A 16,993-nucleotide genomic window follows, 5' to 3' on the forward strand; every position below is an offset into this window, starting at 1 on the left:
GCCCCTGAATTTTGACCTAAATGCTTTTATTTTTGCGTTGAAAGATTCTGCCGAAGCGTTGGTGCTTCTGTTGTCAAAATAATTCAATATGGTTTGATAATGATTTATAATTGTGCGAGAGATTGTACCAAAAGATTTAAATCCAGATTGATTTACTTTTTCGTGCCATTTGGCTAGTTTAGCAAAGCCTATGATTTTATCTTTTGTGTTCTCAAAGATTCCGCGGAGCTCTTGAGTTAGATTATATCCTTTTTGAATATCAGGATACAATTCAAATAGTATTGCAGCACGTTCTGTTTGATTTTTAGTCCATTTCGATTTTGTTTTGTACAAAAAATAGCGGCTTCTGGCTAGTAATTGTTTAAGAGTGTCTCCGTTAGGAAGTATCTTGGATTCGAAATTTACATTTGACTTCTTAGCGCTCTCTATGTTTTCATTTTCTAGATCTATAGCTTCCCAGCGATATTTAATTCTGATTTCCTGTAATGCTTCTGAAGCTAATTTTTGAACATGAAAACGGTCCGTAACGCGAACTGCATTTGGAAAACACTTCCTAGCAATCAATCCCATGTTTCCAGCCATATCCAAAGTGATTTCCTTGACTAGGTTTCGCTCTTTAACAGGGATTTTTTCAATAACTGCAATAACAGTTTCCGCTTTAGTTCCTGCAATCATAGCTATTATAGTTCCTTTTCTGCCTTTGCCGGATTTGTTGGTTAAAATAGTATATAGCTCACCATTAGAAAGGGAGGTTTCATCTATGGATAAACGTTTTCCAATATTTTGTGGAAAAACAAGCCATTTTTTTGCGTGGGATATTTGATCCCAGACTTTGAAATCACTTAGGAAATCTTTGTATTGACATTGCAAATTTCTACCGGAAACTCCATAAAAAGAAGCAATGGTATTGCAATCATTTGGACTGGAATCTATTGATCTCTTTTAAAAAAGACGCAAACTCCTGTGTTACACGAGTTCCGTCTGCTACTAAATTCCAATCTCTAAATACCACTTTTCCAGTATCTTCATTAAGCCATCTCCTACGAGTGATATGCAAATAAACTTGATGTCCACGAATAGGAAAATCCTGAACCGTTATCTCCTCAAAGAATCCTTTTGAACTTAATTTAGATTCTCTGTATTCTTTAGGTATTGAATTAATCTCTTTTAGATAAAGATGAAGTGTTTCACCTTCTTTTTTATAAGACGTGAGTTCAAAGTAGTCTACTATTATTTCAGGTAATAATAACTTAAGAAGGTCGATAAAAGAATCTTGCATTGGGGGTAATTTTAAAATACAAATATCTATATTTTAATATTTCTCCACAACAATATGTTTTGACCCAACTTATATTACTTATATGGTTCAATAAAAAAAAGCATGACGATTAAGTCATGCTCATTTGGTTATTATAGTTTGGTTTATGAATTATTTTATTTCTGCAAAAGTATCTCCTTGTTTAATATCTCCTGTTTTGAATCCTTTTTTAAACCAATACATTCTTTGTTCTGATGTTCCGTGTGTGAAGGAATCCGGAACAACATGACCTTGCATTTTGCTCTGAATTGCATCATCACCAACAGCATTTGCAGCGCTTAAGGCTTCGTCAATATCACCAGCTTCTATATATTGTTGGTTGTCATGTGCCCATACTCCTGCATAAAAATCCGCTTGTAGCTCCAATGCAACCGAAAGTTTATTGGCTTCCGCCTCGCTTTTTCCTTCTTGCGCCTGACGCATTTTGGCTGAGGTTCCTAACAGGGTTTGTACATGATGACCAATTTCGTGCGCAATAACGTATGCAATAGCAAAGTCACCACCTTTTGCACCAAATTTACTTTGAAGTTCCTCAAAGAAATCTAAATCCATATATACGATTTGATCTCCCGGACAATAAAATGGTCCTGATGCAGATGTTGCACCGCCACAATCAGTGTTTACAGAGCCTTTAAAAAGTACTAATTTTGGCTTTTTATAGGTGAGTCCTTTTTCTGTGAAAACTTTGTCCCAGGTGTCTTCAGTTTTAGCTAGAACAGATCTCACAAAATGTCCCATTTCTTCATCTTCCTTGCTTAAAGGAGCTGCTGCTTCAGTTTGCGTTTGTTGACCGCCTTGCAATTGTTCTAAAACAGGTGTTATCATTTTGGCATTTTCTCCACCAAAAACATTTACTAATAAAATGATAATACCAATGATTCCACCGCCAACGACTACTTTTCCACCAGAAACCCCTCTTCTGTCCTCAACATTATCACTTTCTCTTGTTCCTCTCCACTTCATAGTATATTGTATTATTGATTGTTATAAAATTTGTTGTACGAATTTATATATTTTTTTGAAAATATACTTCATTCAAACGATTAACTTTAATTTATTTTAACCATTTTGTCAATGCGTCTTCTACAGTTCCTTTCATGATTGGTTTTGAGATATAATCGTTCATTCCGGCTGAGATGCATTTATTTCGTTCCTCTTTTTCGGCTCCTGCAGTTACCGCAATTATTGGTATATCCCGACCATTAACGGTGTTTCTAATTGCTTTTGTGGTTTCGTAACCATTCATTATTGGCATTTGAATGTCCATAAAAACCAGATCAGGATTGATGCTTTCATATTGCTGTACGGCTTCGTAACCATTTTCACATTCGTAAATAAAAGCATTATTGTACAAGTTTTTAATTATAGTTTTCAAGAGCATCATATTGACTTTGTTGTCTTCTACGATCAAAAAAGTTATTCTTTTACTGTTTAATTCATTAGTGCAAGCAGATTTTGAATTTATCTTTTGTAGTTCGGCATTGTATTTTTCGTTAATGCTTTGGTTACTTGTTTTTAGATTTAGATCAAAATAAAAATTACTGCCAATATCTATTTTGCTTTCCAGTTGTAAGCGGCTTTCCATAAGGGCTAATAATTGGTTAGAAATGGTTAATCCCAAACCTGTTCCTCCAAATTTTCTCGTTGTAGAACTATCTTCTTGCGAAAAAGCCTTGAAAATCTTCTTTTGATTTTTTTCCAAAATTCCAATTCCCGTGTCAATCACAGAAAATCTGATGATGCAATTATTGCTTTTGTATTTTTCCAAAACCGAAACATTTAGCTTTATAGAGCCTACATTGGTAAATTTTACGGCATTCGAAAGTAAATTGATCAGAATTTGTTTGATTCTGACAATATCTGTCCAAATATATTTAGGAACATCCGGATCTACATTTAATTCTAATTGAAGGCTTTTTTGATTCGATTCATAAACAATCAAATCAAAAACCTGACCGAGCACTTTTTTAATATCATACAAATCGATAAAAAGTTCCAGTTTTCCGGCTTCAATTTTAGAAAAATCAAGGATATCATTTATAATCTCCAACAATGAATGTGCGGATTGATTAATGGTGGTCATGTATTTTTCCTGAATTTCTTCAAGATCCGTTTTCATCAATAGATGTGTAAAACCAATTATACCATTTAATGGCGTTCTGATTTCATGTGACATATTAGCCAGAAAATCTGATTTCGATTTATTGGCAGCTTCCGCTAATTGTTTGGCTTTTATGGCGTCTTCGGTTTCTTTTTTGTTTGTAATGTCAAAATAAATTCCACCAACAAATTCAATTTCATCACCTTTCTTGATTACATCACCAAATTCTTCTACCCAAATATACTCGCCAGTTTTTCGCTGAATGCGATATATGTTATGGAGCGGTGTTCCGCTTTGTAAATTATCAACCTGATTGTTGATTACTTCGTCTTTATCATTCGGATGAATTAGGGATAAAAACGATAAATTATTCTCAATAAACTCTGATTTTGAATAACCGGTTAAATTTTGAATTTCATCGTTCAGGAATATTTTGGTCGAAAAAGCATCAAATTTTGACAAATAAACGGTTCCGGGAATGTTATTGGCTATTAATTTGAATTTCTCTTCACTTTCAAGAATTTTATTTTCATTCCGATTTCGCTCTAAAGCAGATGAAATATTGTTGGCAAGAACCTGAAAAATATAGATTTCTTCTTCAGACCATCTTTTTTCATTTGTACAATCATCAAAACCTATAAATCCTGTAAAAATATCATTTATATACAGCGGTAAAATCAAAATCGATTTGATCTCATTATCAATTAATAGTTGCTTAAAAAAGGTGTTGTCAAGCTTTCGCGTAAGCGTATTAAGGATCTTTTTGTTTTTAGCGATTTCGTAAATTTCTTTTAAATTATCTTCTGTGAGTTGTGTTAATTTTGTGATTTGATGTGCAACTCCTTTTTTAGACCATTTGTATTTTTGACTGACAGTATTAGTTGTAAAATCTCTTTCGTAGTAATACATATGATCTACTTTTGCTGCTTTTCCAATTAAATCATACGTTTCCTGAAACATTTCCTGAGTCGTTTTGCTCAGTAAAAATTTCTCTGTACAAAGCGAAAGCGCATATAACAATTGACTTTTGAATTCTAATTTACGTTCCGCTTCTAAACGCATTTGCGACGAAATTGCCAGCGAAATAACATCAGAAATAGTTCGGGCATAATTGATATCCTCATTGTCCCATTCTCTTTGTTCTTCGGTACTTTCAAAACAAACAACGCCGGCTAATTGTCCGCTCAAAAAGATTGGAACATCAAGCATTGATTTAATATGATTTTTGGTAAAATAAAGCTTCTGAAATTCAGAGGTTTCCAGTTTATTAAAAACATCCGGAGCATTAATAATCGCTTTGTTTTTTAAAGTTTCAAAATAAATAGGATATGATTCCTTATCTAATATATTCTTGTCGCTTAAAGTTTGATTATCAAGGCTGAATAGGTTTTTACAAGTAATTAAATCTTTATAATATTTCCAGAAACTAACTCTGTTTGTTTGGCTTACAGTTGCGGCTTCCCGCACTATATAATCGATAACAGTGTTTAAGTTATCATATTTACTAAAATCGGTTGTGGATAGTTTTTTTGTCGAATTGTTGTAGGCTTCAATCTTTTCGAGACGTCTTTTTTTCTCGTTTTCTATGTTTTTAATTTCTGTAATATCTCTGGCAATTCCCGCAAATCCAATTGTTTCGCCAAGATCATTTTTACGAACAATAATTTTTTGTGAAATCCAGACTTCCAATCCGTTTTTCTTTATAACCGGAATTTCTATTGTTGGGAAATTATTTTCATTGATGACCAGATTTTCGTAAAAATCGACGGCACCTCTAATATAATTTTCGTGTATGAAATTTGAATAGTGTTTGGATATAATTTCATTTTCGGAATAGCCTAAAATTGAGAATCCAAATTCATTTACAAAAGTAAAGTGTCCGGCAGCATCAATTTCAAAAATGATGTCCGTGGCCGTTTGAATCAGATTTTTGTATTGATCCTGAACATTGATTTGTTCTGTAACATCTTGACCAATACTGATAATTAAGTCATCAGAGAATTTTTTGTCTTTCCATTGAATGTATTTATATTCGCCATTTTTACTTTTTAATTTCCGAATATAAAGTTTGTTTTCTTCATAATTTACAGGAAAATTATTTTCTATAAATCCTTCGTCTTTCGTTAATTTCCAGAAGTTAAAACCCATTACTTCGTCTGGTAAATAACCTAAAATTGGACTTATGGTTTCGCTGCAAAATAATATTGCTCCTTTTTGATTTGTAGCAATGGTCAATGAATTTCCTTTGTGAACGATTTCATTTGCAAACCTGAAATTGTCACGATTGTTTAATAAAACAGCATATTTTACCTGATTGATTATAAATATCAGAATGCAGAAATTAATTAATAATACAGAGGATTTTACGGGAATTAAATGTAAAGCAATTGTTGTAAGTAGAAATATAAATACCAGAGCAACGAAAAACCAGTAGATTTTTATTGGTTTTAGAATATTATAAGAGAAGAAAAACGAGATTAAAAAAACAATGACGGGAACTACATCATTTGAAAGATGGATAATATTGTAGCAAACATAGGATATATAGATAAAGAAGGAGAAAATAAAAATTTGCTGAATTCTATCTTTAAGCCATCTAATTTTGTCTGTTATTATATAAATAAGCAGAACTGAAAAACCTATGGAAACGTTTACAACTAGTAAACTTTTTGGTCTGATTTTAAAGATTTCATTAATAATTTCGATTAAAATGACTGCAATACCAAAGAACAAAATATACAATTGATATTCTTTGCCTGCAGTTTCGGCTTCTTTCTTTTTTTCAATAAAATAACCAATTCTGGCTTTTATTCGAAAGAACTGATAGACCAATAATGCAAGAAAAGCAAAGAGAGATAATCCTAAAGCAATGATTTTAGGATTGTTGTAAAAAATGATGTTGGAGTTGAAAACATACCAATTTGTTATAATTGATTTCAGGATATCGCTAATTAAGGCAATTCCTGAAATCAATGTATTGAAGAAACTATAGTTAACTACCATAGAATTCGGGGGGTATGTTGGTTTAGTAAAATAGCATTTTTGAAAAGTTCTAAAAAGAGTAGGTTAAGCTCTTTGTTTATTTAGAAATTTCGGTTTTATTCTAAATCTGATTGTCCGATTGAGTCGATTGCATCTTTCTTTTCTTCTTCACTAAAAATGGCGAAATAAGTAGCGTAAGTTATAGAACTATTAAAAACAACTGTAAATATTATTCCGATACAACATCCAAAAACACCTATAACTGAACCGACGAAACCGGTAACAAACAAGGCGAATATCAAAAATGGATTTTTACTTACTATAATTAAGCTTGATTTTATGGCATCTATTGCATTCAGTTTTCCAAAAACTACTAATGGAACAGCTAAAAATGTAAAAAAGGATATAAAGATTGAAATAGCATTTCCTAAAAGAATGATTCCAAGGCTGTCAATCGCAACTGAAATTGCATTACTGATCAATCCAATAATTAAAGTCATTGTAAACAACTGGGAAAAATACGGTGCTTTGTAATACGTAAACATAGTAGAAACATTGAACTCTTCATCTTTATCAGCGCAATCTGCCATTTTAAGAAATCCTGCTCCAAAAGGGGCTAGCAATGCTGCAAATGCTGAAAGAAAGGCTACTGAAAAAAGCTGCTCTAAATAGGTTAATTTCTGATTTTCGAGATTTTGAATAAAATCTTTACTCAAAGCCTGTACGCCATAGTAAGTAACAGCAACTCCCATAACCAGAACTGCCATAATTACAGAGAAGACCAATATGATAAGTCCGGAATAAAGGGCTATTTTTTTGTAGTTTTCGAAAGCGTAATTAAAAATGGTTCCAAAATCAATGGTATAGCCATTTTTTTTGATGTCTTCAATTTGGTCAAGTGTAGATTTCATTATATGTAAAATTGTTTTATATTTTTGTAATTTAAGCCGTTTAATCAGACGTAAATATAATATTTTTAATCAATTTCTAATGATAATCTACAAAACATTACGAAATCGTTTTTTTGTGCTTACATCCAGTCTAATAGACGTTTAATAGAAGCCAGTTTGTCTTTGTAAGGTGCATATCGCATTGGCAAATCAAGCCAGTTTCCTTTTTTTACGACAGCTTTGTGGTGAGAAAAAACATCAAAACTCAATTGACCGTGATAAGCGCCAATGCCACTATGACCAACACCACCAAAAGGAAGTCTTTTATTCGAAAAATGAACTACAGTATCGTTGATACAGCCGCCGCCAAAAGAATAAGTGGTAATTAGTTTTTTTGCAAATGATTTATTTTCGCTAAAGACATAGAAAGCAAGGGGTTTTTCGTAACGGCTAATTACGTTTTGAATTTCAGATTCGGTTTCATAAGTCAGGATTGGTAAGATTGGACCAAAAATTTCTTCCTTCATAACCGGACTGTCCAATGCTGGTTCTTCAAGTATTGTGGGAGAAATATACAGTTTGCTGGCATCTGTTTCTCCTCCAAAAACTACTTTTTCTTTTTCGATCATACTGTCCAGACGAACCCAGTTTTTAGTATTGATAATACGCGCAAAATCAGGTGATTTTTCTATTTTTTTGCCGTAAGCCTTGATGATTTCTTCCATTAAAAAAGAAAGGAAATTAACTTTCATATTTTTCTGAATCAGGATATAATCTGGAGCAATGCAGGTTTGTCCTGCATTTATGAATTTTCCCCAGACAATTCGTTTTGCAGCCAGTTTTAAGTTGGCAGTTTCATCAATAATGCAAGGATTTTTTCCGCCTAATTCTAATGTTATTGGAGTCAGATTTTCGGCTGCGGCTTTGGCAATGATTTTACCAACAGCAACACTTCCTGTAAAGAAAATGTAATCCCAGCGTTTTGCCAGCAATTTATTAGAAACTTCGACACCGCCTTCAAAAACTTCAACATGATTGACATGAAATGTTTTTTGGATAATTTTAGCAATTATAGAGGAGGTATTTGGAGTAAGTTCTGATGGTTTTAAAACAACTCTGTTTCCCGCAGCTACGGCAGAAATCAAAGGACATAACGCCAGTTGAAAAGGATAATTCCAAGGTGCTATTACCAGAACATTTCCGTACGGTTCTTTAAAAATATAATCTGTAGAAGGAAAGTTAAGAAGGGAAGGGAAAACGCGTTTTGGTTTTGCCCATTTATGAATATTTTTGATGGTGTCTTTAAGTTCCGAAATGACATAATTTGTTTCGGTTAAAACAGCTTCAAATTCGGGCTTTTTAAAATCATCGTATAAAGCTTTTACAATTAAATCTTCGCTTTTTTGAATGTTATACAACAATTTTTTGAGCGTTTCTTTTCTGTATCCGATGTCGTTTTTATAGTCCATTTTTATGATTCACTTGATTTTTGACTATGCAAGTTAATCGATAAAATTTAAAAAATTAACAATTGTATCATAAAAATCATAAAGCATTCCAAATTGTTTCGTCTGGAGTAGGCGCAATGATTGTAATGTTTTCTTTAGAAACAGGATGTACAAAAACTAATTTTCTGGCATGAAGATGAATTCCGCCATCAGTATTACTTCGGTCAAAACCATATTTTAAATCTCCTTTAATTGGAGATCCAATTGCTGCCAATTGCGCTCTAATTTGATGATGACGACCGGTATGCAAATTAATTTCCAGAGCCACATAATTTTGAAGTTCTTTGAAAACGGTATAATCTAAACTGGCGATTTTACTGTCCGGAACTTCTTTTAAATGTGCTTTTGAAGTATTGTTTTTTTCGTTTCTCTTAAGATAATGAACCAATTTGGCAGTTGTTTCCTGAGGTTTATTCTTAACAACTGCCCAATAGGTTTTTTGAGTTTCACGATTGCTGAACATTTCGTTCATACGTGTTAACGCTTTACTGGTTCTGGCAAAAACAACAATTCCGGTTGTAGGTCGATCCAAACGATGAATCACTCCCAGAAAAACGTCGCCAGGTTTATTATACTTGTCTTTAATGTATTCTTTTACAACATCAGATAATGGTTTATCTCCGGTTTTATCACCCTGCACAATATCGCCTACGCGTTTATTAACCACAATAATGTGATTGTCTTCATGTAAAATTTGTAGGTTTCCCTTGTTAGAGATGATCTTATTGGACAAAATAGATTTTTTTAGGATGTTGAATACTGAAAACTGCGACTGAAAACTGATTACTTAGTACTGTTCCCCTGCATTAGGAAAATCACGAGACTTCACATCAGTAACATATTTACCAATTGCCGAAGTCATTTGGTTGTACAGATCTAAATAGCGACGTAAGAAGCGCGGGCTGAATTCATTGTTCATTCCTAACATGTCGTGAATAACCAAAACCTGTCCGTCAACGCCACCTCCGGCTCCAATTCCGATAACAGGAATCGAAATACTTTCAGCAACTTTTTGCGCTAAATCGGCTGGTATTTTTTCTAAAACAATACCAAAACAACCAATTTTCTCTAATAGTTTTGCATCTTCGATTAGTTTTTCAGCTTCTTCCTCTTCTTTGGCACGAACGCTGTAAGTTCCGAATTTATAAATCGATTGTGGTGTTAAACCCAAGTGTCCCATAACAGGAATTCCGGCGTTTAATATTTTTTTGATAGATTCTTTTATTTCTTTTCCTCCTTCAAGTTTCACAGCGTGACCGCCGCTTTCTTTCATGATTCTAATAGCAGAACGCAAAGCTTCTTTTGGATCAGACTGGTAACTTCCAAAAGGTAAATCTACCACAACTAAAGCTCTTTCTACAGCGCGAACTACAGATGAAGCGTGATAAATCATTTGATCTAAAGTAATTGGCAATGTCGTTTCGTGACCCGCCATAACATTTGATGCTGAATCGCCCACTAAAATCACATCGACTCCTGCGGTATCAACAATTTTGGCCATTGTAAAATCGTAAGCGGTAAGCATTGAGATCTTTTCTCCGTTGCTTTTCATTTCGATTAATGACTTTGTTGTGATTCTTTTATAATCTTTTTTTGCTACTGACATTTTGAGTTTTTTTGAAGGTGTAAAAGTATTGAATAATTATAAATTGAAATCAGCAATAGAAGATTATTTCTACAGTAAATAACTTTCCGTCCCTGAATTCAATTGTAAATTCACTATCTTCTAATTGAATAGAATAAAAATGCGGTGCTTTTATAGAAGCACCAATATAAGTTCCGTATTTTTCGATAAAAGTTTTCTCAGACAAAGTGTTGTCTAAAAGTGCATTGGCATTAAAAACAACTTTATTGTTTTCGTTGATGAAGACTTTTGTAATTTCTGCCTGATTTTTGTTTTCATCTACAGAAGCCACTAAATCCGGATAATAATAAAAAAGTTCACTTAGATAAATGCCACATTCGTCACTTACAGTTGCTTTTTTAGAAGGTTTTCCAAATATCTTTACCAAATCTTTTTGAGTGAAATATAAAGATTTCGTTTTTGTGCCTTTCAGTATAAATTCTACTTTTTTGGTAAAAGCCGTAATTTCTTCCGGTTTTTTATGTTTTGACAATCCTTTGGCTATAGCCATATTCAGCTCCGTATCTGCAAGAAGTTTAGGATCGTTTAACTGTTTTACGACTTCGTAATATCTTTGATAAGCAGGCGTCAATGTTGTTTTGTCGCTATTCCACGCAAGTTCGACGATTCTTTCGCCAATGGTTTTGCGTTCTGTACTATTAGAAACATCCAATTTATCAAAATCTTTTACTAAAGCATTAAAATCAGGTCTTTTTCCGATGAATTTTCGAAGGGTAAATTGTGCATATTCATCATCAATACGACCATAAATATTGACCCATTCGTCTGGATTTTTAGGTAAATAATTTACAGCAACAGGATCTCCTGTATATAAAATTTCTCTGGTTTTTGAGTTCTTATCAGGTTGTGCTCTCGCTTTTAAACCGGCGACCAAAACAAAAAGATGATTCCCGCCATAATAAGCGTCACCGCCTTCTATAATTGGGTTTTCACTGTCTTTTATCTGCACATCTTTAGCATTTAATCTTTCGGCAATGAATTTTTCAGGAACATAACCTTCAGATAAATTATCTGCTTTTACTTTGTACCAGCCGTTTTCATTTTCTGAAAGTAAGCGGACTTCTGCACCGTATTTAAAATAACCCAAAAAATCACCCGAAGTACTTTTAGAAGTATATAATCTCGTATCTGAATTTAGAAAATAACGATCTTGAGAATGTAGTAAAACCGAGCAAAATAATAGTGCTAGAAGAAAGCAGTATTTTTTCATAAAGTAGTTTTTTTTGCCACGAATTGCACGAATCTGCACTAATTTTTATCTGCGGAAAGCTGATTTTAAATATTAATTCGTGTAGATTCGTGAAATTCGTGGCAACTTTTATCTTTTTAACAATCCGCCATATTTACGGCAATTGCCAATCCACCTTCTGAGGTTTCTTTGTATTTGGAGTTCATGTCTTTTGCCGTTTGCCACATGGTATCGATTACTTTGTCCAAAGGCACTTTTGCATTTTTAGAATCCGTTTCAAGAGCCAGTTCGGCAGCGTTTATGGCTTTTATGGCACCCATCGTATTTCTTTCGATACACGGAATCTGAACCAAACCGCCAATTGGATCACAGGTTAAACCTAAATGATGTTCCATTGCAATTTCGGCAGCCATTAAAACCTGAGCAGGAGTTCCACCCATTAATTCGCAAAGTGCTGCTGCAGCCATTGATGACGAAACGCCAATTTCGGCCTGACAACCACCCATTGCGGCTGAGATTGTAGATCCTTTCTTGAAAATACTTCCAATTTCTCCGGCAACCATTAAGAATTGTTTGATTTCTTTTTCGCCTGCATTATGATTTTCAATAACGAGATAATACATTAAAACCGCCGGAATTACACCCGCGCTTCCGTTTGTTGGCGCTGTAACAACACGTCCCAAAGAAGCATTTACTTCATTCACGGCAAGTGCAAAACAGCTTACCCATTTTAGGATCTGGCGAAATTTCACTTCGGTTTTTCTAATTTCTTCCAGCCACGTTTGCGGATTCGAATAATTGGATAAACCTATTAAGTTTTGGTGCATGTCAAAAGCTCTTCTGCGAACGTTTAATCCGCCGGGAAGAATCCCTCCGGTATGACAGCCAATGTACATACATTCTAACATTGTGTTCCAGATGCGCATTAATTCTGAATGAATTTCGGCCTCTGGACGCATTGATTTTTCGTTTTCATAAACAATCTCTGAGATCAATTTGTTTTCTGAAATCGTATAATTTAAAAGCTGAACAGCATTTTGAATCGGGAATGGAAAAGCACATTTTATTTCCTCTTTGATCTTGGCATTTGTGCGTTCTTCTTTAACGACAAAACCTCCTCCAATAGAATAAAAAGTAGATTCATACTCAGAATCATCTGCTTTATAAGCCGTAAATTTTAATCCATTTGCATGGAAAGGAAGAAACTCTTTATTGAAGACAATATCCTGAAGAAAATAAAACGGAACTTTATATTCGTTTGCCAGAACAATTTCGTTCGTATCTTCGATCGTTTTAATAATCCCGGCAATATTATCAACCGGAATATACTCAGGATCCTGACCACTTAAACCTAACATAACCGATAAATCAGTGGCGTGACCTTTTCCGGTTAAAGAAAGAGATCCGTACAAATCGACTTTTACTCGTTTAATCTGGTCTAAAATTGACTCGTCTTTCAGCTCTTCCAAAAAACGTTCTGCGGCTCTCCAAGGTCCTAAAGTATGAGAACTTGAGGGACCAACACCAATTTTAAGCATATCAAAAACAGAGATACATTCTTCCATTGCGTAATTTTTATTAAGACAAAGATAATTGAATAATGCAAAGATGATTTACTTTAAATTAGAAATCTTGCGATTTTGTTAAAATAAATATTAAATATTATTAATTTGGTAACGAATCAAATTTTATTACTTAATATGCGGTTTTCGTGAAAAGTTCGCATTTTTTTTAGGTATTTTTGTAATGAAGCAATCACTAGAGAATCCGATTTTTTAGTTTCGAACAAATCGGTAAATAATAACTTCTGAAATCTCATTTTAATTTGAAACTCCTTTCACGAAAAATTAAAATACATCAAGAAGATAAAATTATAATATGATAGAATTTTTCAAGCATTTCATACACGAATTCGAATTACCTCTTAGCAACCCAGTATTGATTTTTTCGTTGATACTTTTTATTATACTGTTGTCCCCTATTTTACTTAAAAAAATAAATATTCCCGGAATTATTGGACTTATTATTTCAGGAGTAATCATAGGACCTCACGGACTGAATATTTTGGCAAAAAACTCTGCTGTCGATTTATTTTCGACCATTGGACTTTTATATATTATGTTTATTGCCGGTCTTGAACTTGATATGAATGAGTTTAAAGCCAATAAAAATAAAAGTTTATTGTTTGGATTTTTCACCTTTATTTTTCCATTATCAATTGGTTTTCCGGTTTGTTATTATCTTTTAAATTACGATTTCAACGCCAGTTTTTTAACAGCTAGCATGTTTGCAACACACACTTTGGTTGCGTACCCAATTGTGAGTAAACTAGGAATTGCAAAAAATCAGGCAGTTGCCATAACAGTCGGAGGAACGATTTTAACCGATACTGCCGTTTTGATTATTTTAGCCATTATTATGGGAAGCAGTCAGGGAAATCTGAATCAGGCTTTCTGGATAAAATTAACCGTTTCATTGGCTATTTTCTCGGCGATTATGTTTTTGGTTATTCCGAGAATTGCAAAATGGTTCTTTAAGAAATTAGAAAGTGAGAAACATGCCCATTATATTTTTGTGCTTTCAGTTGTTTTCTTCGCAGCTTTTTTAGCCGAAGTAGCAGGAGTAGAGCCTATTATTGGAGCATTCGTTGCCGGTTTGGCACTGAATCCATTAATACCGCATTCGTCAGCATTAATGAATAGAATTGAGTTTATTGGAAACTCTTTGTTCATTCCGTTTTTCCTGATTTCTGTGGGGATGCTGGTAGATATTAGCGTGATTCTTAGCGGACCAACTGCTCTTATTGTTGCCGGAACTTTGAGTGTTGTGGCTATTTTTGGAAAATGGATTGCGGCATTTTTTACCCAAATTGTTTTTAAATATACGAAGACCGAAAGACAACTTATATTCGGATTAAGCAGTGCACACGCTGCGGCAACTTTAGCGGTTATTTTGGTTGGGTTTAAAGCTAAAATTCTGGATGAAAATATCTTAAACGGAACAATTATTTTAATTCTAATTACTTGTATCGTTGCTTCATTTGCCACTGAAAAAGCAGCTAAAAAGATCGCGATTTGCGAAGAAGAAGTTTCACATGAAGATGCACACAGCGACCAGATTCTGGACGAACATATATTGATTCCGTTAGCAAAAACTTCGGCGACAGCCAGTTTACTAGATTTTGCCCTTTTGATAAAAGATAAAAAATCATCTAATCCGGTAACTTTGTTAACGATTGTTCCGAATAACGATCAGGCGGAAATTAATATTTTGAAATACCGAAAAGCCGTTGATAAATTTGTAATTCAGGGATCTGCTTCAGAAGTAAAAATTAATACGATTGCCAGAATTGACCATAATCCTGCAAGCGGAATTGCCAGAACTTCTAAAGAAATCATGTCAGATATTGTAATTGTTGGCTGGCCTAGAAAAACAGGTTTCCTGGATAAAATATTTGGAGAAAACGTAGATTCAATCATCAATAATGTAGACAAAAGTTTATTCATTTGTAGGTTTCAAAAAACATTTATTGAAGAAAAAAGACTGGTATTTATTTGTCCGCCTTTTTCTGAAAGAGGAGTTGGATTTCATCTTCTGTTACAAAAAATCTGTCGATTATCACAGGAATTAAGCATTCCGATTGTGATTTATGCCGAATATAAAACGCACCAAACTATTCAGCAAATTGCAACTAAATTGAAGCTGAATGCCAAATTAGGATTTAAAAGTATTCTGGATTGGGAAAATTTTGATGCCATTTCAGATGAAATAAAACCAACGGATTTAATTGTTTTCAATTTATCCAGAAAAGGTTCTGTTTCGTACCAATCGATTTTTGATAAATTACCGCAAAAATTTGAAAAATTCTTCAACGATAATAACCTGATTTTGGTTTATGCGCAAGACGATCGCAAAGAAACTTCGATGGATGCTTATGAAGATTTTAGTGCAACACCATTAACAAAAGGTCTTGAAGCGATCGAGCAAATTGGTCGTGGTTTAGGGAACATTTTGAAGAAAGGATAGGTTTTGAACTTCCAATGAAAAAAGTACTTTTAATAGCTGCGGTCTTCGTTATTTTGATTTTAATATTTATGAATTCAATTCTTGGAAAGTTTCTAACGGGAACAGCAAGGATTATTGGTAAGGAAATTAAAAGCGAAATATATATTGATGGAAAAAGGGAAGATAAAGCTAAACTTTTTATATCAAAGTCAAATTTTGAAGGTAATGAAACACGGGATTATTTAATTTTATATTTGCGTGATGTAAAGAAAATTAAGGAATATCCTGTACTTGTAATTGATAGAAAGTATAATGATGTAATGATACCGAATGCAAGTAAGAATGATTACAATTTGGTTTTTAATTACTTATTTCAAAGTGATTCTGGGGCAAATGTTATGGTTTTTGTAAAGGATGATGTAAAAGGATTGGGATTTGAACCAGATTTGCGAATTGAAAATAATGTAATTAAATTTAAGATGTTATTTGCAAAAAAGCCTTCTGATATTATAATAAAAATTAGATAGTTTAATATAAAATAATTATTTAGAATTGAATTAATGACACTCAAGTTTCCCTTAATTACATTGCTGTTTTTAGCTTTTACAGTAACTGCACAAAACAAAATGAAAAGTGCTGAAGAACTTATAGATAAAAAAGATCCCGCTTGGGCAATTGTTGAAGACTGGATTAAAACGGCAAAAAACAAAGTTGAAATTTTACCAGCAGATGCATCAAAAGCAAAAGAAACATTATATAATACCCAAGTTACAACACATTCTTCAATGGGAGCAGTTATTTTCATGACTGGCGGAATTTTGGTTGATGACGGCTGGATTAGAATTTTGGGCTCGGGAAATTCAAAATTTAATCGCACACTTTCGGATTGGAACAAAGGAAAATCGTTTAAAGAGTTTGGTGAAAAACCTTCATTTGTATTAATTGCCGACGATGCAATTGGTGGTTTTTATCTTTTAAATGGTGGCGGATTAGGAACTGATTTGGGGAAAATTTATTATTTTTCTCCTGATAATCTAGAATATGAACCACTTGATATTACGTATTCTGAATTTTTAGGATTTTGTTTTAATAATGATTTAGACAAATTCTATGAAGGCAATAGATGGAATGGATGGAGAGAAGAAGTTTCGAAATTAAAAGGAGATGAGGTTTTTAATTTTTACCCGTTTCTTTGGACAGATGAAGGAAGTGATATCAGTAAAAATTCCAGAAAAGTAATTCCAATTGAGGAACAATATAGTTTAAATCTGGATTTACGAAAACAACTTGGTTTTGAGCAATAAACTTAGTTTTGAGATGTAATACTCAAATATAAAGGTAAAATAGAATTTAAA

At 33.3% G+C, this 16,993-nt stretch carries 13 protein-coding genes; 3 read left to right on the forward strand and 10 right to left on the reverse strand.

Annotated features, from left to right (window positions below; all coding sequences use genetic code 11):
• The 10 genes from EAH81_RS22205 to EAH81_RS22250 all read right to left on the reverse strand — a co-directional run.
• The coding region (locus EAH81_RS22205) for a transposase (protein WP_241676633.1) at positions 1–870 on the reverse strand (870 nt) is incomplete at its 3' end.
• A 43-nt stretch (positions 871–913) separates the two neighbouring features.
• Complete coding sequence (locus EAH81_RS22210; RefSeq protein WP_140511196.1) at positions 914–1,279, reverse strand: transposase family protein; 366 nt, start codon at positions 1,277–1,279, stop codon at positions 914–916.
• A gap of 150 nt (positions 1,280–1,429) precedes the next feature.
• Complete coding sequence (locus tag EAH81_RS22215) at positions 1,430–2,281, reverse strand: neutral zinc metallopeptidase (RefSeq protein ID WP_140511197.1); 852 nt, start codon at positions 2,279–2,281, stop codon at positions 1,430–1,432.
• Between the two features lie 91 nt (positions 2,282–2,372).
• The gene (locus EAH81_RS22220) at positions 2,373–6,422 is read right to left on the reverse strand and encodes a PAS domain S-box protein (RefSeq protein WP_140511198.1); all 4,050 of its coding nucleotides are present in this window, start codon (positions 6,420–6,422) and stop codon (positions 2,373–2,375) included.
• A gap of 95 nt (positions 6,423–6,517) precedes the next feature.
• Complete coding sequence (locus EAH81_RS22225; RefSeq protein WP_140511199.1) at positions 6,518–7,312, reverse strand: hypothetical protein; 795 nt, start codon at positions 7,310–7,312, stop codon at positions 6,518–6,520.
• Between the two features lie 119 nt (positions 7,313–7,431).
• Positions 7,432–8,760, reverse strand: coding sequence for an aldehyde dehydrogenase (locus EAH81_RS22230; RefSeq protein WP_140511200.1), 1,329 nt, complete (start codon positions 8,758–8,760; stop codon positions 7,432–7,434).
• A 76-nt stretch (positions 8,761–8,836) separates the two neighbouring features.
• Positions 8,837–9,532, reverse strand: coding sequence for an RluA family pseudouridine synthase (locus EAH81_RS22235; RefSeq protein WP_140511201.1), 696 nt, complete (start codon positions 9,530–9,532; stop codon positions 8,837–8,839).
• A 54-nt stretch (positions 9,533–9,586) separates the two neighbouring features.
• Positions 9,587–10,405: a 3-methyl-2-oxobutanoate hydroxymethyltransferase gene (panB, locus tag EAH81_RS22240; RefSeq protein WP_140511202.1), complete on the reverse strand. Its 819-nt coding sequence runs from the start codon at positions 10,403–10,405 to the stop codon at positions 9,587–9,589.
• Positions 10,406–10,454: 49 nt separating this feature from the next.
• Entirely contained in the window at positions 10,455–11,654 is a 1,200-nt protein-coding gene (locus tag EAH81_RS22245; protein ID WP_140511203.1) for an SH3 domain-containing protein, read from the reverse strand.
• Between the two features lie 116 nt (positions 11,655–11,770).
• Entirely contained in the window at positions 11,771–13,198 is a 1,428-nt protein-coding gene (locus EAH81_RS22250; RefSeq protein WP_140511204.1) for an L-serine ammonia-lyase, read from the reverse strand.
• A gap of 313 nt (positions 13,199–13,511) precedes the next feature.
• On the opposite strand from EAH81_RS22250, the gene EAH81_RS22255 reads away from it, so the two are divergent.
• Genes EAH81_RS22255 through EAH81_RS22265 form a run of 3 tightly spaced genes read left to right on the forward strand, consistent with a single transcriptional unit; the run spans position 13,512 to position 16,942 of the window.
• Positions 13,512–15,659, forward strand: a complete 2,148-nt coding sequence (locus tag EAH81_RS22255; protein WP_140511205.1) for a cation:proton antiporter — start codon at positions 13,512–13,514, stop codon at positions 15,657–15,659.
• A gap of 14 nt (positions 15,660–15,673) precedes the next feature.
• Positions 15,674–16,165, forward strand: coding sequence for a hypothetical protein (locus EAH81_RS22260; protein WP_140511206.1), 492 nt, complete (start codon positions 15,674–15,676; stop codon positions 16,163–16,165).
• Between the two features lie 33 nt (positions 16,166–16,198).
• Positions 16,199–16,942, forward strand: coding sequence for a DUF2625 domain-containing protein (locus EAH81_RS22265; RefSeq protein ID WP_194150833.1), 744 nt, complete (start codon positions 16,199–16,201; stop codon positions 16,940–16,942).
• Positions 16,943–16,993: the final 51 nt, after the last annotated feature.

Origin of the sequence: Flavobacterium pectinovorum (assembly GCF_006438875.1) — a bacterium.
In the GTDB taxonomy this organism is placed as follows: domain Bacteria; phylum Bacteroidota; class Bacteroidia; order Flavobacteriales; family Flavobacteriaceae; genus Flavobacterium; species Flavobacterium pectinovorum_A.